Annotated in this window: 23 protein-coding genes and 2 tRNA genes; 12 read left to right on the forward strand and 13 right to left on the reverse strand. The window is 36.2% G+C overall.

Annotated features, from left to right (window positions below):
* Positions 1-34 precede the first annotated feature (34 nt).
* The 4 genes from ACIFUW_RS06030 to ACIFUW_RS06045 all read right to left on the reverse strand — a co-directional run bounded on the left by ACIFUW_RS06030 (position 35) and on the right by ACIFUW_RS06045 (position 4,538).
* Positions 35-1,963: a heavy metal translocating P-type ATPase gene (locus tag ACIFUW_RS06030; protein ID WP_002289122.1), complete on the reverse strand. Its 1,929-nt coding sequence runs from the start codon at positions 1,961-1,963 to the stop codon at positions 35-37.
* A gap of 196 nt (positions 1,964-2,159) precedes the next feature.
* Positions 2,160-2,993: an undecaprenyl-diphosphate phosphatase gene (locus tag ACIFUW_RS06035; RefSeq protein ID WP_002289121.1), complete on the reverse strand. Its 834-nt coding sequence runs from the start codon at positions 2,991-2,993 to the stop codon at positions 2,160-2,162.
* 191 nt (positions 2,994-3,184) lie between these two features.
* Positions 3,185-3,889 carry a histidine phosphatase family protein gene (locus ACIFUW_RS06040; protein WP_002289120.1) on the reverse strand — a complete coding sequence of 235 codons (705 nt, stop codon included), beginning with the start codon at positions 3,887-3,889 and terminating at the stop codon, positions 3,185-3,187.
* Positions 3,890-3,911: 22 nt separating this feature from the next.
* On the reverse strand, positions 3,912-4,538 hold the full coding sequence (locus tag ACIFUW_RS06045; RefSeq protein WP_002289118.1) for an MBL fold metallo-hydrolase: 627 nt from the start codon (positions 4,536-4,538) through the stop codon (positions 3,912-3,914).
* Positions 4,539-4,863: 325 nt separating this feature from the next.
* Between ACIFUW_RS06045 and ACIFUW_RS06050 the strand changes: the two genes are divergently transcribed.
* Entirely contained in the window at positions 4,864-7,239 is a 2,376-nt protein-coding gene (locus ACIFUW_RS06050) for an ATP-dependent DNA helicase (RefSeq protein WP_002289116.1), read from the forward strand.
* A gap of 23 nt (positions 7,240-7,262) precedes the next feature.
* Here the strand turns inward: ACIFUW_RS06050 and ACIFUW_RS06055 are convergent, their stop codons facing one another.
* Positions 7,263-7,754, reverse strand: coding sequence for a YajQ family cyclic di-GMP-binding protein (locus ACIFUW_RS06055; protein ID WP_002289115.1), 492 nt, complete (start codon positions 7,752-7,754; stop codon positions 7,263-7,265).
* Positions 7,755-7,940: 186 nt separating this feature from the next.
* Here ACIFUW_RS06055 and ACIFUW_RS06060 point away from each other — a divergent pair, with 186 nt between their 5' ends.
* Both ACIFUW_RS06060 and ACIFUW_RS06065 read left to right on the forward strand, forming a co-directional pair.
* Positions 7,941-8,861 (forward strand): YitT family protein, encoded by a 921-nt coding sequence (locus ACIFUW_RS06060; protein ID WP_002289114.1) that lies wholly within the window; start codon positions 7,941-7,943, stop codon positions 8,859-8,861.
* A gap of 153 nt (positions 8,862-9,014) precedes the next feature.
* Positions 9,015-9,359, forward strand: coding sequence for a metal-sulfur cluster assembly factor (locus ACIFUW_RS06065; RefSeq protein WP_002289113.1), 345 nt, complete (start codon positions 9,015-9,017; stop codon positions 9,357-9,359).
* A 189-nt stretch (positions 9,360-9,548) separates the two neighbouring features.
* Here the strand turns inward: ACIFUW_RS06065 and ACIFUW_RS06070 are convergent, their stop codons facing one another.
* Positions 9,549-10,049: a GNAT family N-acetyltransferase gene (locus ACIFUW_RS06070; protein ID WP_002297227.1), complete on the reverse strand. Its 501-nt coding sequence runs from the start codon at positions 10,047-10,049 to the stop codon at positions 9,549-9,551.
* A gap of 527 nt (positions 10,050-10,576) precedes the next feature.
* Between ACIFUW_RS06070 and ACIFUW_RS06075 the strand changes: the two genes are divergently transcribed.
* Positions 10,577-10,660: transfer RNA gene (locus ACIFUW_RS06075), tRNA-Leu, on the forward strand.
* A 323-nt stretch (positions 10,661-10,983) separates the two neighbouring features.
* Here the strand turns inward: ACIFUW_RS06075 and apf are convergent.
* A complete protein-coding gene (gene apf / locus ACIFUW_RS06080; RefSeq protein ID WP_002289111.1) occupies positions 10,984-11,622 on the reverse strand; it encodes an aggregation-promoting factor in 639 nt (212 codons plus the stop codon).
* A 334-nt stretch (positions 11,623-11,956) separates the two neighbouring features.
* Between apf and ACIFUW_RS06085 the strand changes: the two genes are divergently transcribed.
* The 3 genes from ACIFUW_RS06085 to ACIFUW_RS06095 all read left to right on the forward strand — a co-directional run bounded on the left by ACIFUW_RS06085 (position 11,957) and on the right by ACIFUW_RS06095 (position 13,066).
* Positions 11,957-12,391, forward strand: coding sequence for a universal stress protein (locus tag ACIFUW_RS06085; protein ID WP_002296425.1), 435 nt, complete (start codon positions 11,957-11,959; stop codon positions 12,389-12,391).
* 22 nt (positions 12,392-12,413) lie between these two features.
* Positions 12,414-12,734: a hypothetical protein gene (locus ACIFUW_RS06090; protein ID WP_002295768.1), complete on the forward strand. Its 321-nt coding sequence runs from the start codon at positions 12,414-12,416 to the stop codon at positions 12,732-12,734.
* 140 nt (positions 12,735-12,874) lie between these two features.
* On the forward strand, positions 12,875-13,066 hold the full coding sequence (locus ACIFUW_RS06095) for a hypothetical protein (RefSeq protein WP_002296424.1): 192 nt from the start codon (positions 12,875-12,877) through the stop codon (positions 13,064-13,066).
* A gap of 70 nt (positions 13,067-13,136) precedes the next feature.
* Here the strand turns inward: ACIFUW_RS06095 and ACIFUW_RS06100 are convergent, their stop codons facing one another.
* A complete protein-coding gene (locus tag ACIFUW_RS06100; RefSeq protein WP_002321369.1) occupies positions 13,137-13,394 on the reverse strand; it encodes a glucose uptake protein in 258 nt (85 codons plus the stop codon).
* Positions 13,395-13,551: 157 nt separating this feature from the next.
* Between ACIFUW_RS06100 and ACIFUW_RS06105 the strand changes: the two genes are divergently transcribed.
* Together ACIFUW_RS06105 and ACIFUW_RS06110 are read left to right on the forward strand one after the other, a co-directional pair.
* Positions 13,552-13,815 carry a hypothetical protein gene (locus tag ACIFUW_RS06105; protein WP_002292935.1) on the forward strand — a complete coding sequence of 88 codons (264 nt, stop codon included), beginning with the start codon at positions 13,552-13,554 and terminating at the stop codon, positions 13,813-13,815.
* Positions 13,816-13,838: 23 nt separating this feature from the next.
* Positions 13,839-14,027, forward strand: a complete 189-nt coding sequence (locus ACIFUW_RS06110) for a hypothetical protein (RefSeq protein WP_002288067.1) — start codon at positions 13,839-13,841, stop codon at positions 14,025-14,027.
* Between the two features lie 82 nt (positions 14,028-14,109).
* Here ACIFUW_RS06110 and ACIFUW_RS06115 read toward each other — a convergent pair whose 3' ends face one another.
* On the reverse strand, positions 14,110-14,295 hold the full coding sequence (locus ACIFUW_RS06115) for a hypothetical protein (RefSeq protein WP_002288064.1): 186 nt from the start codon (positions 14,293-14,295) through the stop codon (positions 14,110-14,112).
* Between the two features lie 214 nt (positions 14,296-14,509).
* Here ACIFUW_RS06115 and ACIFUW_RS06120 point away from each other — a divergent pair, with 214 nt between their 5' ends.
* A complete protein-coding gene (locus tag ACIFUW_RS06120) occupies positions 14,510-14,881 on the forward strand; it encodes a YxeA family protein (protein ID WP_002288062.1) in 372 nt (123 codons plus the stop codon).
* Between the two features lie 149 nt (positions 14,882-15,030).
* Here the strand turns inward: ACIFUW_RS06120 and ACIFUW_RS06125 are convergent.
* The 3 genes from ACIFUW_RS06125 to ACIFUW_RS06135 all read right to left on the reverse strand — a co-directional run bounded on the left by ACIFUW_RS06125 (position 15,031) and on the right by ACIFUW_RS06135 (position 16,395).
* Positions 15,031-15,103: transfer RNA gene (locus ACIFUW_RS06125), tRNA-Gln, on the reverse strand.
* Positions 15,104-15,148: 45 nt separating this feature from the next.
* Positions 15,149-15,577 carry a hypothetical protein gene (locus tag ACIFUW_RS06130; protein WP_002295776.1) on the reverse strand — a complete coding sequence of 143 codons (429 nt, stop codon included), beginning with the start codon at positions 15,575-15,577 and terminating at the stop codon, positions 15,149-15,151.
* A 59-nt stretch (positions 15,578-15,636) separates the two neighbouring features.
* The gene (locus ACIFUW_RS06135) at positions 15,637-16,395 is read right to left on the reverse strand and encodes a C39 family peptidase (protein WP_002296421.1); all 759 of its coding nucleotides are present in this window, start codon (positions 16,393-16,395) and stop codon (positions 15,637-15,639) included.
* Between the two features lie 294 nt (positions 16,396-16,689).
* On the opposite strand from ACIFUW_RS06135, the gene ACIFUW_RS06140 reads away from it, so the two are divergent.
* Positions 16,690-16,887 (forward strand): hypothetical protein, encoded by a 198-nt coding sequence (locus tag ACIFUW_RS06140; protein WP_002288059.1) that lies wholly within the window; start codon positions 16,690-16,692, stop codon positions 16,885-16,887.
* Positions 16,888-16,992: 105 nt separating this feature from the next.
* Positions 16,993-17,475, forward strand: a complete 483-nt coding sequence (locus ACIFUW_RS06145) for a hypothetical protein (RefSeq protein WP_002288056.1) — start codon at positions 16,993-16,995, stop codon at positions 17,473-17,475.
* Positions 17,476-17,532: 57 nt separating this feature from the next.
* Here ACIFUW_RS06145 and ACIFUW_RS06150 read toward each other — a convergent pair whose 3' ends face one another.
* Positions 17,533-18,129 (reverse strand): nitroreductase family protein, encoded by a 597-nt coding sequence (locus tag ACIFUW_RS06150; protein ID WP_002288054.1) that lies wholly within the window; start codon positions 18,127-18,129, stop codon positions 17,533-17,535.
* Positions 18,130-18,419: the final 290 nt, after the last annotated feature.

An 18,419-nucleotide genomic window follows, 5' to 3' on the forward strand; every position in this document is an offset into this window, starting at 1 on the left:
ATAAAATAAACAAAATCATAAAAAAACACTTTGCTTATTTGACAGAAGACAGCCGCGCTTTGTATAGTGGACAAGACTTACATTTTTTTGAAGAATCAGAAAGATCAGGTAAAGGTCTTAGTAAACGCAAGCCATTCAGAATAACCAATATTGTGCTTCCTTCGTGTCCTACAACTCCAAGAGGTAGATTTAAAAATTGCAGGAAGTTAGAAGCAATCAACAAGAGAATAACAAGAATCGAAAAAATAATATTTTGTTTGATGATCCGCCGCATTTTTAAAGATAGCCGATGACTGTAGACAAATTTATTTAAGTCGCTTTTCATTAAGACGATGTCTGCGATATCCATAGCGGCATCTGTCCCTTGCCCCATAGCGACACCTAAAGAAGCGGCTGCTAAAGCAGGCGCATCATTGACTCCATCACCAACCATCGCATTTACTTGGTAAAGTTCATTCTCTTTTTTGACTAGTTGTGTTTTTTCTTCCGGAGTACAGCTTGCATAGTAATGTTCAATCCCTACTTGTTCAGCAATGGCCTTTGCTGTGCCAGAATGGTCGCCGGTTATCATACTTGTATGGATGTTTTGGGATTTAAAGTAGGAAATTACTTGTTGGGTATTTGCTTTTGGAATATCTAGCAGACCTAAAACAGCAATTAACTGCTGATCTTTAGAAAGATAAATCACGGTTTTGCCTTGATTTTCCAAACGTTCGATCATTTCCGCAATCTCTTTGCTGATTATCATCGTCTCAGGATCATATGCGTGCTTGCCAACTTTCCATTGCGCACCTAAATAGGTAGTTTGTAATCCAAAACCAGTAATTTCTTCTATTGGTAAGTATTGGATTTCTTCAGGTATTGTGCAATCGAAATATTGCAAAATCGCATGAGCAAGTGGATGCGTCGTTTTTTGTTCCATAGCAACAAGAAGTTGTTGTGCCAAATCCTTTTCATCAAAGAAAAAGCTGTCAGTTACAACTGGTTTTCCTTTAGTGAGCGTTCCTGTTTTATCAAAGGCAATCGCTTTTAATTCAGAAAGCTTTTCTAAATGGATACCGCCTTTGATTAAAATCCCATTTTTTGCAGAATTTGAAAGAGCAGCTAGAGAAGCTGGTGTAGCAGATGCGACAAGCGCACAAGGAGAAGCCACAACTAATAATACCATTCCTCGATAAAAGCTTTCATCCCAACTCCAACCTAGGAAAAAGTGGGGGAGAAGGATCATTAGAGGAACAGCAAGCAAAATCAATTTTACATAATTATTTTCGATTCGTTCGATAAATGAAGCTGTTTGAGTTGGCGTATTCTGCGCTTCTTCTACTAATTGGATAATCTTAGCAAAGACAGTTTCGGAACTCGTTTTTGTTACTCGAATCGTGATGGGATTTCCTTGATTCAGCGTTCCTGCATACATCTCATCGCCTAAATATTTTTCTACAGGCACAGATTCACCGCTTAATGCAGACTCATCGATCGTTGCCTGTGTGCTTTCTAAAAAGCCATCTATCGGAACAGCTGCTCCTTTAGCGACAAATACCAAGTTATCCACCTTTAGTTGAGAAACATCTACTTCTTGCATTTGTCCATTTTCTTTTAATAATTGGGCTTTTTGTGGTTGAAGATTCATCAAAGCAGTAATTTCTTTTTGACTTTTATTAGTTGTGTATTCCTCTAATGCACCGCTTAAACAAAAGATGAATGTCAACATTGCTCCTTCAAAGTAATTACCGATCAAACAGGCACCAATAGCAGCTAAAGCCATCAATAAATCCACATTCAGTGTCCGATCATTCCACAATTCTTTCAAGCCTTCCGATGTTTGTTTATATCCACCGATGATAATGGCACTGATATAAAAAAGTGGGGTGATGGTAAGAGAGAATCGGTCGAAGATAAAACCGAAGATCATAAATAAAAGGCAGCCGATTGTTGCTGCAAAAGCTTTTTTCTGATTAGTCATCGTTATTAGACCTCCTTGTCAAAACAAGGATAGCATAATAAAAATGTAATTGATAATAATAACAGCTAAATGAGAACGATAATGGTTATCATTTGGTGATTAAGCTTGATGTTGTTTTTATTATTTATAATGATTATTATTAAAGAAAATAAAAAACCAGAACATTTCTCAAATAAGAGAAGTGTTCTGGTTTTTTCTACATTGCAATAAACCAATAACCAATCAAAATGATACCAAGGATAATACGATACCAGCCAAAAGCGGTAAAGTCGTTTTTCTTCAAATAGCTTAGTAAGAATTTGATAGCTAAGACGGAAACCACAAAAGATACGAATGTTCCTACAAGAAGAACAACAGTTTCTTCCATTTTGAATGAATTCCCTTCAGCTAAATATTTGACGATCTTCAAGCCGCTTGCGCCAAACATGACAGGAATCCCTAAGAAAAATGAAAACTCTGTAGCGACAAAACGCGAAGCACCAATCAAGATAGATCCTAGGATCGTTGCGCCAGAACGGGATGTTCCGGGAACAAGTGCCAAGACTTGGAATAACCCAACAAGAAGAGCTGCTTGGTACGTAAAGTCATTCAGAGAAGTCCAACGAGGTGTTTTGTTTTTGTTGCGTTTTTCGACAATAATAAAGGCAATACCGTAAACGATCAAAACAATGGCAACTGGTAAGAACTTGTGGAAATTTGCTTCTAACCAATCATCCAAAGGCAAACCAATGATGATGGCTGGTATGCAAGCAACGATCACTTTAAACCAAAGTGTCCACGTATCTTTTTTTTCTACCGTTGATTTACTTGGAGAAAATGGGTTTAACTTGTGAAAATAAAGAACGACGACAGCCAAGATCGCCCCTAATTGGATAACGACATTGAACATCGACATAAATTGTGAACTGGCATCCAGTTTGATGAATTCATCTGCTAGGATCAAATGACCAGTACTACTGATGGGCAGCCATTCCGTTATTCCTTCAATAATACCGAGAATCACTGCTTTGATAATATTTGCAAAAAACATAAATTCCTTCCTTCCCAATTAAGATACATCTTATAGTATACCGTTATTTTTTGAGAAACCCAATCTGTTTTTTAATATTAAGAAAAACTTGAGAAATAAAGCAGATAAGTACACGAAGAGAAAAAAGAAGACAAAGCCCTCGTTCAGACTTTGCCTTTTATGATTCTCTGGTAAAAATTAAAATATCCCCATTATAGAAACGAGTCGCGACTATGTGTTTTCCCGTTATCGATATAAGACGTATCATTGATGCCGTGGATAGAAAATCGACCGTTTGCATAAGTGACCTTTGTTACGCTGCCATTTAAAAGCCCAGCACGAACAGGCTGTTTAGGATCGATCAGATTAAGCAAAAAGGCGATCGTCAAACCATGAGATACGACTAAAACATTTCCACCACCATTTTTTTCGCAGTGATGGGCGATATCTTCAAATCCTGTCCATACACGGTCTCGCAATGTTTCATAAGTTTCCGCCCACCCAGCGGTATCTAAGTTGTATACAGCATTAGCAATTTGTTCAAAAGAAACTTCTGTGGTAAACATTTCATCATATGTTTTAAAATTCAATACACGAGGGATCACACCCCACATTTCCATGTCATATCCACCTTCAAGAGACCCGAAACACCATTCTCTAATCCTTTTTTCAATAAAATAAGGAATTTCTTTTCCCTTAGAATGTTCTCCTAGAATAATACGGGCAGTTTCGATTGCACGACCACTGTCACTAGAATAAGCAAATGAAAAGTCGACATTTTTTAACCCGCGACCTAAATAATGAATGCCTTCTTGTCCTTGCTTTGTGAGGGGTGTATCACACCAGCCTTGTACTCGTTCAATTGTATTGAACATCGTTTTTCCGTGTCGTACGATATAAAGTGTAGTTTCTGTCATTTTATTCTCCTCCTAAGTCGTTTTAACGATTGAAAAAAGGATTTGTCCTTTTTTCCTGTTCAATCGTCGTTGCATCGCCATGTCCTGGATAGACTGCAAATTCATCAGGTAATACAAACAGCTGGGTCCGAATACTATGAAGTAATTGTTCTAAATTCCCTGTATACAGATCGGTTCTACCGATACTTCCTCTAAACAGGGCGTCGCCAGAAACGACAAAATCATCAAAAATAAAGCTGACGCTTCCTATAGAATGCCCTGGGGTAGGGACGACGCGAAAAGACATGTTTCCTAAAGTATAAGTTTTCATTTCAAATTCATATTCTGCAGGCGAGACAATAACATCAGCAATATCATCATGTCTACCGAGTCCAGAAAGATTCAAAATCGGATCACCTAGCCATTTTTGCTCTAGTGGGCTGACATAAACTGGGATTTGATAATACGCGCGTAAAGGTTCCACTGCACCGATATGATCGTAGTGAGTATGGGTAAGCAAAATCGCTACCGGCTGTTGGTTTGTTTTTTTGATTTCTTGTTTGATTCGTTCCGCATCTTCTCCAGGGTCAATGATCAAAAGTGCTTCTTCGTTGTAGACCAAATAACAGTTTTCTTCAATCATTCCTGTTTTTAATCTTTCGATATGCATGTGCATTCCTCCTTGATAGCCAAAACTTCTTTCATCCATTAGTATAACGCATTCATTGCTAGGAAACAAAAACAGGTACTTATTTCTCTTTACTTATCTGAATTATCAGACTATATGAAAAGTATTTGGATATTCTAAAGAGAAGGAAAGTAAGTTTTCATAGCATTTTAATATGTCCTTGTTACATTAGATTCATCCAAAAATCCAAATTCTATATCCTATATCCCTGCCTAATCAGCAGGGTGTTTTTTTATGTTTGGAAAGAGAGCTCTTTTTGCTAAACTAGGTTTTTTCAGGTAATCTTAGAGAGAAAGAGGTGGTGGAAATGATCAAACAGTCAAAAATATCTGTGCGGCACTTAGTAGAATTTATTTTGCGACGTGGAAGTATCGACAATCGTAAAAAAAGTAACCATACTGCATTAGAAGGAGCGAGAATCCACCGCAAGCTCCAAAAAGATGCGGGAGAAAACTATGAAAAAGAAGTCTTTTTAAAAACAACAGTTCAATTAGATGAATATTACCTGATCGTTGAAGGCCGTGCAGACGGTATTTTCAAAAGAGACGGTATTTATTATATAGATGAAATCAAAACCTCCGAACCACGATTTGAAGATTTAGAACCAGAACAAGTGGAACTTTTCTTTCATCAAGCAAGGGTGTATGCCTATATCTATAGTCAAGAACATGATTTACAAGAAATAAATCTGCAATTGACTTACTTCCAGACGGCAGAAGAAGTGATCACGAGAAAGGTTGAACATCAGACAAGAGAGCAGTTAGAAACTTTTTTTAAAAAGCTGACTGAAGATTATAAAGAATGGCTTGTTTTTCAAGAAAACTGGCGCACTGTACGCAATGCCTCTTTGATGGCTTTGAAATTCCCCCATGATGAGTATAGGAAAGGTCAGCGTGAACTAGCGGTAGCTGCTTATAAAACGATCCGTACGAAACAGAAATTGTTTGTAGAAGCACCTACCGGAACAGGAAAAACAATCTCTACGTTATTCCCCGCTTTGAAAGCTGTAGGGGAAGAAGAGGGAGAAAAGATCTTTTATCTAACGGCTAAAACAATAACTAGACAAGTAGCTGAAGATGCTATGACAGCATTAAAAGATACAGGAGCTGAAGTAAAAAGTGTCACTTTGACGGCGAAAGACAAGATCTGCTTTTTAGATGAGACGACCTGTAATCCAGATCAGTGCCCATATGCCAATGGTTATTACAATCGGATTAATGAAGGTTTATGGGATCTTTTGAATCATGAGAATCAGATCACTCGTGAAGTCATCGAAACTTATGCAAGAAAGCATACACTTTGTCCTTTCGAACTATCATTAGATGTCAGTATCTGGTGTGACGTAATCATTGGGGATTACAATTATTTATTTGATCCAACTGTTTATTTAAGACGTTTTTTTGAAGATGAAAAAAACGAGGACTATCTGTTTTTGATTGACGAAGCACATAATTTGGTGAATCGTTCCCGAGAGATGTATTCGGCAGAACTATCTTATGAAAAAACGAAACGAAGTAAGGAAGCTATACCAAAGGAATTCAAAAAACTTCATCGCCGTTTCAACAAACTATTAAAAGAATTTGATTCGATCCGAGAAATAGCAAAAGAAGATCATTGGGATTATCATCATCAAAAAGCACCGGCTGAATCTTTAGTAAAGGCAGGTTATCAATTAAGCGAAAAAATTAAAGAATGGCTGGCAGAATTTCCTGAGCACCCATCACAAGAACAATTGCTTCCTTATTATTTTGATTTGCTTCATTTTTTGAAGGTCAGTGAATTTTATGATGATCACTACGAAACAACAGTCGAAAAAACGTATCGCGATCTGATAGTAAAAGAGTTTTGTATTGATCCAAGCTTGTTTCTTGAGCAGTCGTTGGATAAAGGAAAAAGCAGTATTCTTTTTTCTGCTAGTTTTTCACCACTCTCTTATTATCAGGAAACACTGGGGGGACAAAAAAGTCTGGCTTACAAACTGCCGAGTCCTTTCCCAGAAGGAAACCAGCAAGTTTTCATCGCAAATTACCTAGAGACGACTTATCGAAAAAGGGAACACAGTCTGGCAAAATTAGTAGAGACGATTCATGCTTTTGCTGATGGAAAGGTCGGGAATTATTTCGTTTTCTTTCCTTCTTATCAATATTTAGATCTTGCGGTGGAAGCATTCAGACAGCAATATCCCGACAGCAATGTGCTAATCCAAGAAACGGACATGAATGAGGAAGAACGCGAACGATTTTTAACAAAATTTCAAACAAATCCCGCTGAAACATTGATTGGATTTTGCGTACTTGGCGGGATTTTTTCAGAAGGAATCGATTTGAGAGGGGACCGATTGATCGGCAGTATGATCGTAGGTGTAGGTTTGCCGCAGATGAATCATGAGCAGGAACTGATCAAATCATATTATGATGAGAAGGAACACCTTGGATTTGCTTACGCTTATCAGCTTCCTGGAATGAACAAAGTCTTGCAAGCTGGTGGTCGAGTGATTCGTGGCATGGCGGATCAAGGAATCGTTGTATTGGCAGATCAACGATTTTCTAGTTTTTCTTATCGACGTTTATTCCCACAACATTGGCAAACAGCAAGAGAAGTACGAAGTGTTGGGGAATTGGAAGAAGGAATACAGCGTTTTTGGTTATCAAAAGAAGCAGTAAATCAAAAAAACGAGGAATGACAGACGTCAGCCTCGTTTTTTGATTAACGATAGTTAGTGAATTGCAACTCGATTGGTAAGTCAAGTTTACGTAATAAAGCAATCACAGCTTGTAGATCATCACGGTTCTTACCTGTCACTCTAATCTGATCTTCTTGGATTTGTGCTTTTACTTTCAGTTTTTCATTTTTGATAGCTGTAGTGATTTTCTTCGCGTTTTCACGATCGATTCCGTTGACCAAATCGGCAGTTTGTCGAGCTTTGCCACCTAGAGCGTGTTCTGATTCGGAAAAATGGATATTTTTGATTGGCACATTTCTTTTGATCAGCTTACCAAATAATACATCTTTGATCTGTTCGATTTTGAAATCATCATCGCTCAATACAACTAGATTGCTGTTCTCTAATTTGATTTCTACTGTAGAATCCTTGAAGTCAAAGCGATTGGACAATTCTTTTGTTGTTTGCTGAATCGCATTTTTTACTTCTTCTGTATTGACTTCTGATACAATGTCGAAGCTAGCATCTTTTGCCATAGGAACCCTCCTGATATACATATAAATATTTACCATACATCTATCTTATCATAGGATTAGGGCAGATTCTTACCTGTTTGCTAAAATTCTTCTCATTTGAGTTCGAAGTATTTTATTTTAATAGATAAACTGTTATTCTTACATTTGGAATACCAAAGTAGGGGAGAGGTGCTTGTGAGTAAAATTATGACTGCGTATCATAAAAATGAAAGATTAAAGAAAATAGTGGTTATTTTGATAACCGGATTGACCGCTGCGGTCGCTTTAAATTATTTTTTGATTCCAGCCAATGTCTTTTCTGCAGGGATGAATGGGATCGCTCAAATCATTTCCTCGCTTTTATATGAATGGTTTCATATCAAGATAGACACAGGAACATTTATTTTTCTTTTGAATATCCCTGTGTTTGTATTAGGGTTTCTCAAAGTAGGAAAACGAGCAACGATCCTTAGTTTTGTGAATGTTGTATGTGTATCGGTGATGACGATGCTGCTTCCAGTCGGACAGATCACTGATAATATTTTGATGAATGCCCTAGTAGGCGGTGTTTTATTAGGTCTTGGCGTAGGATTATCTTTAAAAATGGGCTTTACAACTGGTGGGATGGATATCATCTCTCTTGTACTTTCACAAACAACTGGAAAAACAGTCGGAAACTACATGCTGATTCTAAATGGTATCATTGTAGTCATCGCAGGCTTCTTCTTTAACTGGGAAAGTGCCTTGTATACGATTATTTCCATTTATGCAATGACTCAAGTAATTGATGCCATCCACACGAGTCATCAAAAAGTAACAGCAATGATCGTTACCGTCAAGCCAGAAGAGGTAACAGAAGAACTAGCAAAACGGATGGTACGTGGAATGACATTACTGCCGTCTGTCGGTGGCTATTCAAAAAAACAAGGGAACATGATCATGATGGTCATCACCCGCTACGAAATGTATGATCTTGATCAGATCGTTCATGAAATCGACGACGATGCATTTATCAATATTTTACCAACTCATTCAGTATTTGGCCGGTTTGCAAATGAAAACGAACAAAAAATGTATCGAACAACTGGCGTATTGCCAGAAATAAAAAATCGTTCACAAAAAAAATGAGGAATCAGGTTTATTTTAGAATAAATTTAATCTATTACATCTAATAAGAACATTTTTATAAATTTAAACGAGAATCTTACTTCTAAATTCTCATTTACAAGCAGCTAAAAAAAGAGTATGATAAATAAAAATCGTGTTAAGGAGTGTCGTACGATGAGCGAAGCAAACCAAGAACGGTCTGGACAAGAAATAGAACTAATCAAAGAACGTATTCTTGCTGCCTTGGAAATGGTGATTGATCCTGAATTAGGAATCGACATCGTCAATTTAGGCTTGATTTATGATATAGAATTCAATCCTGAAAATGGAGAAACAGTCATTAAGATGACTCTAACAACTATGGGCTGTCCATTAGCAGATATTTTAACAGAATCTATCCATGACGCATTAAAAGAAGTGCCAGAAGTAACGAAAGCAGAAGTCAAACTAGTCTGGTATCCAGCATGGACGACAGATAAGATGAGCCGTTATGCACGGATTGCGTTGGGGATACGATAGAAATCTTGGCTGACTAGCTATGAGAAGCAAATAGGAAAAACAAAAAAGCCTTTTATCCTTTCTAGAAGAAAAGAGATAAAAGGTTTCTTTGTTTATAAAATTTTGTCTGCTATATTATAAGTTAATTAAATAAATGTGTTCTATTGATAAAGGACATTCAAATCCCTTTCCTTTTGGAATCCTTCTTTTTTACATCAGTTTGATTTTCGTATAGTATTCTTTCTCATCTTCACGATAAATCGCAGCCCCATTTTTTTGTTGTGCTTTAAGACTGCCAAGATTTTTTTTATTTACAGACAAAAGTGCCTCATCAATGCCGATTTTTTTTGCCTCTTGTAGTACTAATGCTAATCCTTGTGTGGCATATCCTTTTTTACGATAATTAGGGGAGATGCCGTAACCAATATGGCCAGCGCCGTTTCTTAATGTTTCGTTCAGTTTATGGCGCAAATTAAAAATTCCTACATACTCATGTTCATCACTTTCTAAAATAAAGACGGTTGCGGGAACGTAACTCTCAGGAAGATCGATTCCTAAAGACGTTTTTTCGCATTTTTTTACATAATCTAAAAATTCAGCAAATGTATAGCCATAAGCATTGTTGATAAATCCACTCTCATTTGGTCCAAAGCTAGTTTGTAGCTGATAAGCTTTCTTTAAATCTGCTTCCCATAGTTTGATCAGTTTCATCGTATTCACCTCTTTAAGTAACCTTATTCATTTGTTTTCTACTATAGCACTATTGTTGTAAATAGCCATGCCTATTTTTATTTATTGTGTCATATCGTATTAAGAATCATCGAACAATACAAATATGAATTACAATAAAAAAATTATTTGAAGTTCGTTCATTCGTTACTTATGATCTCTAGAAGAAAGAAAACGTGAATTACTTCAGCGTCTAGAATTCCAGAAGGATAGTAATCAACAGAAGAAATAATCAATATCCAAATGAAAGAAGATAGCTGAATCGAGAAAAAGAGGAAAAAAGAAATGAAGAAAAAAATAAAATAGTTACTAATCCCAGAGTCGTTCGTTTAACATTGAAATCGATCATATGGATAAAACAGATTTTTTCACCAACCCTCAATAGATGATGGAGTTGCTCGGATGAATTATTTGTGTAGATGGCATAAGGGAGGGCGTACAGAAATGAAAAAGAACAAAAATATGTTCTTGACAAAAAACACATGTAATCCTAAACTAAAAGATGTGATGCGGCTATGGCGGAATTGGCAGACGCGCTAGCTTCAGGCGCTAGTGAGGGTGACCTCGTGGAAGTTCGAGTCTTCTTAGCCGCATAATTTGTTTTTTTATAAAGAGAAGGTACACCTGGAGCGATGAGAAAGAAAATAACATATTATCTAAAAGAATATAGGAAAAATTTTAAACAACGGAACCAGATTCAAATAAATCAAAAAAAATTTGTGTGAAGGTGGGACAGTTTAAAACCTAATAGATTGATTCAAATAGTAGATTTATAGATTCTGATACAAGAAATACTGGCAAACGATAGTTAAGGAATAAAGACTAAACTTAAACTCAAAAAGAGGTCATGCGAAAGAATAAATCGCATGACCTCTTACTATATTTTGAATGTGTTTAAACGTTCAAATAATGAATCTTAGTACCAACCGTTTGCTTCCCAGAATGCTTTCGCCGCTTCCCAAGAACCATAACGTGAAGTAACATATTGTTCTGCTACTCTTTCTTGGTTTGCAGCAGAGTAGTCACCATTTAAGTAAGAAGAATCTAATTGGTAACGGCCGATGTAACGTCCGTTCGTTGCTGTGTAAGAACCGCTTGATTCTTTTTGTGCGATCCATTCTTTTGCAGAGCTTGTACTTGCTGGAGTAGCAGCAGTTTCTGTTACAGCAGGAGCAGGTTGTGTTTCAGCAACAGGCGCTGCTTGTGTTTCCGTTTGAACCGTTTCTTGTACAACAGGTTGTTCAGCTTGAACAGGTTCAGCTTGGACTGGTGCTTCTTGAACGGCTGCTTGAGGTTCAGCAGCTGCTTGTGCAGAGCCTTCTGTTGGGATTGTTAATTGTTGTCCTGAGTAGATCAGGTTAATATCAGAAATTGAATTTGATTCTGCAATGGCATTGATCAAGGAGTTATCACCAACGTATTTTTGAGAAATCGTTGATAGAGTATCACCTGATTGAACGGTATAAGCTTCGTCCGCATGAGCAGTCGTTCCCATGAAGAATGCAGCGCCGGCAGCCAAAGTTGTTCCAAAAAGTAAAGTTTTAAGTGATGTCATGAAAAATCTCCTTTATTCGTTAAAAAGTTTTATTTGTTGTGTTCAACGAGGAATACTTTAACACGTGAAAATATTTCATAGGTAAAAGAAGCATGACAATTTATGACAAATCCACGTTTTTTGTAACAGAATGATGTTCGCTCGATGTGAAAAATGATGAGGAATTTCACATAATGCAGAAATAATGGGATTAGAACAGGTGTTCTGATGAGAAAAGAAATGTATAAATAACTTGAAAGAAATTGCTTTTGTTCATCATTTTATTTACATATTGCGTATATTTTTTGTATTTTTGCTTGAGATGTTACAATAAAAGAAAAAGGAGGCGGTTCCAATGAGTAAAAGATACCAGAACATCATGGTAGCAGTTGACGGATCAAGACAATCGATCAAAGCGTTCGCTGAAGCCCTTGACTTAGCAAAGGACAATGAAGCCCACTTATTTATCGTGTCAATCATCAACAAAGTTGAGCTGACCCATAGTGCCTATGCCTTTTCAAAAATCTATGCAGATGAAAAACAAAGAACAGAAGTAGCCATGCTGAAAAAAATCAATGATGCCAAAGAGTACGGCATTGCTGAGATCCACGCAATAGTTGAAACTGGAGATCCAAGAAATTTGATTGCCAATGTCATCCCTGGACAAGAAAATATTGATTTGATCGTTATGGGAGCGACAGGAAAAGGTGCTATACAACAAGCATTAGTTGGATCGACCGCTTCTTATGTCGTATCACATGCCCCTTGCAGTGTGTTGGTCGTGAAGTAATGAGATAAGGGAGGAATAGAAAATGGTTCGTCCTCAAGAAGTCCGTGCGCCAAAAGAAAAAATAGAAATTTTAGCAATTATTGAAGACGGCACACAAACAAAGAAGGGATACTCGATCGCTTTAGTAAAGTGGAAAGGAAAAAAAGGTGTTGCTCTGAGATGGGATGGAGATAACCAACAAGATAAAGGATTCCCTGTCACAGCTAACGGTTATCATCCAGCGTGGTTTGTTCTGCCTGATAAATTTATGGAATTATACAGCTATGATTATGCAAGAGCCGCAGCATCAATCAAAGCATTAGATAAATTAACAGAAGAGCAGAATGAAATGGAGGAAAAATAAAAAAGACGAACCAATCAGCCTTTAGAAAACTGATTAGTTCGAGGAGTAAAAATGAAAAAAGGTTATTTGGGATGAAACTAGAATAATGCGTATAACTTAAATAAAACTTAAAGCAATAAAATGGCAAGAGGGTGAGGCAAATGGAAGCAGGAAAAGTATTACAGGAAGTAAAAGCACTATGTGCAGATAAAAAATATGAAGAAGCGAAAAGCCTGATCGAAAAGAACAAAGAAAATTTGGAAGAAAAGTACCCGATCGCACAAGAATTTATAGAATTAAAACAAGGAACGATCCTTCACCGATTCAAACATTTTTTTGGTATAACAGAATAGAAAAAACGATTAAAGATCGGCAGAAATTTGCTGCATCTTTAATCGTTTTCTTTTTAAACATGCGAGGGATTCAATTCTGATTCTTATATAAAAAATAGATCCAAATAATAAGAAAAATTACTGAAAGCGTCAATTCGATGATGTGTGTTATTAATACAGACGTTGTTTCCCAATGCCTAAAAGAAAAAATTTGATAAGTAAAATATACAGCAGGTAAAGAGGCCAGTAAAACTGAAAACTTCTTTTTTGTCCATTTTATGTAATAGAAAAGAATGCTTATCATAATAAAAAAAGGAATATAAAAAACAAATTGACCGATCGCGATCATACTATTGCCTCCGATAAATAAAGTCCATGATACAAAATAACACTTTGTGCGAAATGGCGCAAGCAGTTTTGTGGATTTATCCGGTAAAATCTGTATCGATTTTGAAATTAGAGGAGAAACTTGCTATAATCAAAGTGAAAGAAGGAGTGGGATTTTCATGGATCATGTAGTGTTAGAAATCGATTTGCATTTGATCAATAATATTCGGGTGATTTACTATGTTGTAAGTAACAGTGTCGAACAACGTGTACTGACGAATAAAATAAATGGTATTTTAGCAAAGAAAGACGTTCACCGATTCAATAATGGTGAAGGAAGTTATTATAGTATCCCAGTAGAAAAAATTATTTATACGACAGTCAAAGTCAGAGAAGATCTAGATACCAAAAAAGCATATGAACCTATTTTTACAACTTATTGATTGACAGCAGATGGAGGAAAAAAATGAATCCATATGAACAACTTATTCAAGATTTGATCGATGGAAAAATCGAAAAGATTGATGTAAAAAGAGAAGAATTAATGGCTTTTCGAGAAGCGTGGCTGAAGTTGGAGAATCGTAAATATGTGGTGGGAAAAGCCTCACTGAACGGCAATGTGACTTATCATTACGATCCGACACGTTTATTTTAGTATGAAGTATTCAGAAAAGAACCAAAGGAGGACGATGCAGCAGCATTGTCCTCCTTTGATTTTACAAAAGTGAAAGTTTTACTTATTTGAATAGATTTTTAAATTTGTTTTTGACACTGTCGATATTTACATCTTTTAAAAGATTTTGGGCTTTCTCTTTATAAGGTCCTAATTGTTCTTTATGTTCTTCGATAAATCGTTTTGCGCCATCGAAATTGCCGTTCTTAATCATTTCCTTGACTTTTTGAAATAATTCTTCTTGATTCATTTTGAACACATCCTTTGCTATCAACATGATTTTTTACATGGACAAAACGAGAAAAACTGATTTATCCACACGTCAATAATATCAAATAACGATCATTTTTACTAAAAAAACACTCGATTCTCGCTTCTAAAGTAGGAGAAAAATCTCCAACTTGGGACGGATGGAATTTCTTTAACTGACCCATATACTGAATATATAACAAGGAGGTAGAAAGATGAAAGTGATTAAATATTTGATTGGACTGGCGGCGATTAGTGGTATTTTGCTATTTGGACTGAAATATTATACTGAAGGAAGTTATGGAGAAATCCCTGGTATACTTGATCAGCTAAATCCATTAGTTGAAAAAGGAGAGGTCTATGTAAAGACACAAAAACCAGAGGAAGTAAATGAATATGGTACAGCAAGGTATGTGCAGAAAGCTGCTGATGCCAATGGGAAAGAACGAACGGTTGAATTTAATGGTCTTTCTGTGTTAAAAGAAAATCATTATTTGAAAATTAGCAATAAAGGAGCACACATAGAAACGTATGAGGAAGTTCCTAGAGAAAAAGTTCCGGAGAAAGCATTAGCAATTATTGGGTAAATCAGTTTTTGTATTAAGAATACGCCCGATTTTATTATTCATAATTTAATTATGTAAACTAAATACAAGTAGTAAAAATAATACAATAATCCCCCTGCAAAAAGATTGTTCTTTTACAGGGGGTTCATTTTTTCAGCAAGCACATCAAATTGGGATGGCAGGGTTCGAACCTACAATTGCTTGATTCAGAGTCAAGTGCCTTACCAGTTTGGCTACATCCCATTTATTCAACAAAATAATCATAGCACTTTCCTAAAAAAACGCAAGTTATTTTTCTTGATCGGATAGTTGTTGCTTTACTCGTAAAAGGCGGCGTACTAGTTTCTTTTCTAATCCAGCAGGAAGGGCAATCAGTTCTGCTACTGACAAGACGGTGTCCAATAACTGATATTCTTTGACAGGTTCATTCATAATATGATAGATGTTTGCTAAACGTTCAATATATTCAAAGCGAGTATACTCTGTTCGAGCAATTAGAAATTTCAATAAATCGGTGGCTTTCTCGTACTCTTGATCTGCGTAATAAACAAGAGATTGACGATACAATTTGATTTCCAGTTCATTGAGGGTAGCAGGTCTGCGACGCTCGTTCCACTCATTAATAGAGACTTTACCTTGAACATTTCCCTTGCAGTCACGGACAAAAATAATCGGAATTTCATTTGGATCCATTTTTTTATGTGTGAATTTTTCCATTATCTACGCTCCCTTCAAAGGTTTGGTATCTTGAGTATAAGGGATTTTTGTTTGAATTACTAGCTTTTCTCCAAAGTTAGCATCTGTCCACCCATTGCAGTGAAAATCGCCGAAAAATCGTTGATCGGTACTGCTCGATTTTTTACACCATAGGGATCGTTGACATAAATATTTTCTTTGTCATATCCAGTGACTACACAAGCATGAACAAGAGGAGTGACTCTTACTTCTCCATTATTTGTGGTCCAAGTCATAAAATCAGTTTCATCTGGGACTTCAAAATTGATAGTCACAGAAGTCCAGACAGGATTTCCTTTAGATAGTGCTTTTTTGATATCATCGAGTTGAGCATCGGTTTTTGGAAAAGTGTGATAATCCGTTTGGACGATTTGCTGAGCAAGGGAGGCAACTGGGGGAACATAGACGACCATAGCCCAGTCTCCGCCACTGATATCACCAACAAATCCTTCATTAGGATCGCCATGAGTCCCATCTGCATTGAAAACAGGGACGTAATCCAATTGCTCAGCTAACTGGTTTTTAGTTGTTTCATAACCATAAAAAGATAAAAGCATAGAAAGCGAAGTGACTTCACAGCCATTTTCTAAAGAAGGAGAATCAAACTGGCTCTCTAATGGAACATCTAGTAAAACTTCTGCTTTCTCTTTTGTCTTTTTCGTTTTTTGTGTTGAACTTTTTTGTGCAGTGTTCATTGTATGTTCTGGAGAATGGATATGTAGGTAATAACTTGTACCGCTTAATAAAAGAGCAGCTGTGCCCCCTAGAAACAATAGTTTTTTGAACGTTTTTTTCTTCATTTGAAATCTCCCTTTTCAGCTGTTTATCTTTCCTATTATAAATGTATTTTTATTGGAAATGGAAGTATTATATTTTAATATGTAGGAAATAATTAGTTTTTAAGGAATATGTTTTAATTTTTTGAAAAAAATTCTTCTAAATACAACAGCTGTTTTAATTGTGAAAACGAAAACAGTACGCTATAATGCCTGTAAGGTTGATTTTTAACTGTAAATAAAAATCAATGAGTTAAATCTCCAAAGAAATAGCAGTGGTAATGTGGAGAAAAGTTCCAGCAGTTTAGGAGGATTTTGATGACGGAAGAAATGATTAATTTAGGAGAACAATATGCATGCAAACCAATTGGTTTTACAAAAACGGTCATTGGTGAAGTTGTATCAAAAATGACAAACTGCGCCGTGGTCAAAGTTGCCCAATGTGCTGCAGAGGACCAAGAATTATTAGATGAAAAAGCAAGCATGGTTGTTGCAAAATATGATACATTTGAATAAAGAAAACAATTGGACGTGCGGCGTGCTGCAAGTCCAATTTCTTTGAGAAGGTAAATCAGTATTCTTTTCCTATTTTCTGGAGAAGAAAAAGCGAGGCGAGTTGTCATGGTAACATTCTTTACGGTTCTATTGTTTTTATTCGTTGTTGTGATGTTTTTATTTCTTTGGCTGGTTCGAAAAGAAATTATTTATCGGACTGTGCGAAATCGATGGGTCTACTTGGTGATACCCTTCTTAGTGTCACTAGTCATTTGGTATACACTCATCAGTCATCCTACAGCAGATGAATTGGCAAAAGGGATCTTGTCAGCAATGATTTTTATTAGTTTTTTGTTGGACAGTAGAGGAATCACAGAAGAAGGACTTGTTTTGAATAGCTTTGACAAAAAAGGTGTTCCTTTTTCTGAGATCAATAAAATTGTATTATATCAGCCAAAAGGTTCTAAAATCGTAAAAATGAATTTTTTCCGAAACGGATGGCGAGGACCGATGCTGAAATTTTCTGCATCATTAGAAGAATTAGTTCCATTTTTGTCCCAACGCTTAAACGATGAGGCAGAGATTGATATTATGATTGATCCAGAATAAAAACAGAGGTTGCGACAAGATGTTTGTCACAACCTCTGTTTTTTATTTCAAATAAAATTATCCAAATACGCGGAAGCGATCGGCATCGTTCATGTATTCTTTTTCCCCAGCCGGTGTTTCTGGTGAACCGAATACTAATTGCGAACGTAGTTTCCAGTTTGAAGGGATATTCCATTCTTTTGCAACTGCTTCGTCAATAACTGGGTTGTAATGTTGCAAGTTTGCGCCCAATCCTTTATCAACTAATGCTACCCAAGTATTAGCTGTTGCGATTCCGTTTGATTGTTCTGACCAATCTGGGAAGTTGTCTGCATATAATTCAAATTGTTCTTGTAGACCTTTTACCACGTCAGTATCTTTGAAGAATAATACTGTACCATAACCATTTTTGAAACCAGCTAATTTGTTTTGTGTATTTGGGAAAGCTTCTGCTGGAGTCAATGGGCGAAGTGCTTCTTCAGTGATTTCCCAAAGTTTTTCATGTGCATCTCCGAAAAGGATAACTGCGCGTGTTGATTGAGCATTGAAAGCAGTTGGGCTTTCTTTAATTGCTTCTTTGATCAAAGTTGTTAATTCTTCATTAGAAAGTGAAACATTACGTCCTAGATGATAGATTGAACGGCGGTTTTTCAAAGTGTCAGTAAAAGTTGTCATAATAAAATTTCTCCTTTGATTTGCGTTTTGCATTTTTTTAATTGATTACGAAATGAAGTATAGCACCTTACAAAAAGTAAGTAAACAGATATGCTCACAAAAAATAAGCGAAGTTCAAAAAACAATTTTAATAAGAAAAATCGTTATGTAAGGATTTTCTTAGTTATCGCTTTCATTGTTGTGTTTTAGGAATTTTTGCTTATTTGAAAAAAACAGCTGATATATAATTATTAAATCTCTATCTTCTTTTTTTTATGATATTGCCATTAAAAATTACTTGCTTTTATAGA

It is taken from the genome of Enterococcus sp. PLH-Efm8 (assembly GCF_053011625.1).

Excerpts from the sequence above, each read along its gene's own strand:
- ACIFUW_RS06135 (WP_002296421.1), bottom strand. The coding sequence starts at position 16,395 with ATGAAGAAAAAAACGTTCAAAAAACTATTGTTTCTAGGGGGCACAGCT.
- ACIFUW_RS06030 (WP_002289122.1), bottom strand. The coding sequence starts at position 1,963 with ATGACTAATCAGAAAAAAGCTTTTGCAGCAACAATCGGCTGCCTTTTA.
- ACIFUW_RS06065 (WP_002289113.1), top strand. The coding sequence starts at position 9,015 with ATGAGCGAAGCAAACCAAGAACGGTCTGGACAAGAAATAGAACTAATC.
- ACIFUW_RS06095 (WP_002296424.1), top strand. The coding sequence starts at position 12,875 with ATGGAAGCAGGAAAAGTATTACAGGAAGTAAAAGCACTATGTGCAGAT.
- ACIFUW_RS06140 (WP_002288059.1), top strand. The coding sequence starts at position 16,690 with ATGACGGAAGAAATGATTAATTTAGGAGAACAATATGCATGCAAACCA.
- ACIFUW_RS06145 (WP_002288056.1), top strand. The coding sequence starts at position 16,993 with ATGGTAACATTCTTTACGGTTCTATTGTTTTTATTCGTTGTTGTGATG.
- ACIFUW_RS06035 (WP_002289121.1), bottom strand. The coding sequence starts at position 2,993 with ATGTTTTTTGCAAATATTATCAAAGCAGTGATTCTCGGTATTATTGAA.
- ACIFUW_RS06040 (WP_002289120.1), bottom strand. The coding sequence starts at position 3,889 with ATGACAGAAACTACACTTTATATCGTACGACACGGAAAAACGATGTTC.
- ACIFUW_RS06050 (WP_002289116.1), top strand. The coding sequence starts at position 4,864 with ATGATCAAACAGTCAAAAATATCTGTGCGGCACTTAGTAGAATTTATT.
- ACIFUW_RS06090 (WP_002295768.1), top strand. The coding sequence starts at position 12,414 with ATGGTTCGTCCTCAAGAAGTCCGTGCGCCAAAAGAAAAAATAGAAATT.
- ACIFUW_RS06110 (WP_002288067.1), top strand. The coding sequence starts at position 13,839 with ATGAATCCATATGAACAACTTATTCAAGATTTGATCGATGGAAAAATC.
- ACIFUW_RS06115 (WP_002288064.1), bottom strand. The coding sequence starts at position 14,295 with ATGAATCAAGAAGAATTATTTCAAAAAGTCAAGGAAATGATTAAGAAC.
- ACIFUW_RS06105 (WP_002292935.1), top strand. The coding sequence starts at position 13,552 with ATGGATCATGTAGTGTTAGAAATCGATTTGCATTTGATCAATAATATT.
- ACIFUW_RS06085 (WP_002296425.1), top strand. The coding sequence starts at position 11,957 with ATGAGTAAAAGATACCAGAACATCATGGTAGCAGTTGACGGATCAAGA.
- ACIFUW_RS06070 (WP_002297227.1), bottom strand. The coding sequence starts at position 10,049 with ATGAAACTGATCAAACTATGGGAAGCAGATTTAAAGAAAGCTTATCAG.
- ACIFUW_RS06150 (WP_002288054.1), bottom strand. The coding sequence starts at position 18,129 with ATGACAACTTTTACTGACACTTTGAAAAACCGCCGTTCAATCTATCAT.
- ACIFUW_RS06130 (WP_002295776.1), bottom strand. The coding sequence starts at position 15,577 with ATGGAAAAATTCACACATAAAAAAATGGATCCAAATGAAATTCCGATT.
- ACIFUW_RS06100 (WP_002321369.1), bottom strand. The coding sequence starts at position 13,394 with ATGATCGCGATCGGTCAATTTGTTTTTTATATTCCTTTTTTTATTATG.
- ACIFUW_RS06045 (WP_002289118.1), bottom strand. The coding sequence starts at position 4,538 with ATGCATATCGAAAGATTAAAAACAGGAATGATTGAAGAAAACTGTTAT.
- apf (WP_002289111.1), bottom strand. The coding sequence starts at position 11,622 with ATGACATCACTTAAAACTTTACTTTTTGGAACAACTTTGGCTGCCGGC.
- ACIFUW_RS06060 (WP_002289114.1), top strand. The coding sequence starts at position 7,941 with ATGACTGCGTATCATAAAAATGAAAGATTAAAGAAAATAGTGGTTATT.
- ACIFUW_RS06055 (WP_002289115.1), bottom strand. The coding sequence starts at position 7,754 with ATGGCAAAAGATGCTAGCTTCGACATTGTATCAGAAGTCAATACAGAA.
- ACIFUW_RS06120 (WP_002288062.1), top strand. The coding sequence starts at position 14,510 with ATGAAAGTGATTAAATATTTGATTGGACTGGCGGCGATTAGTGGTATT.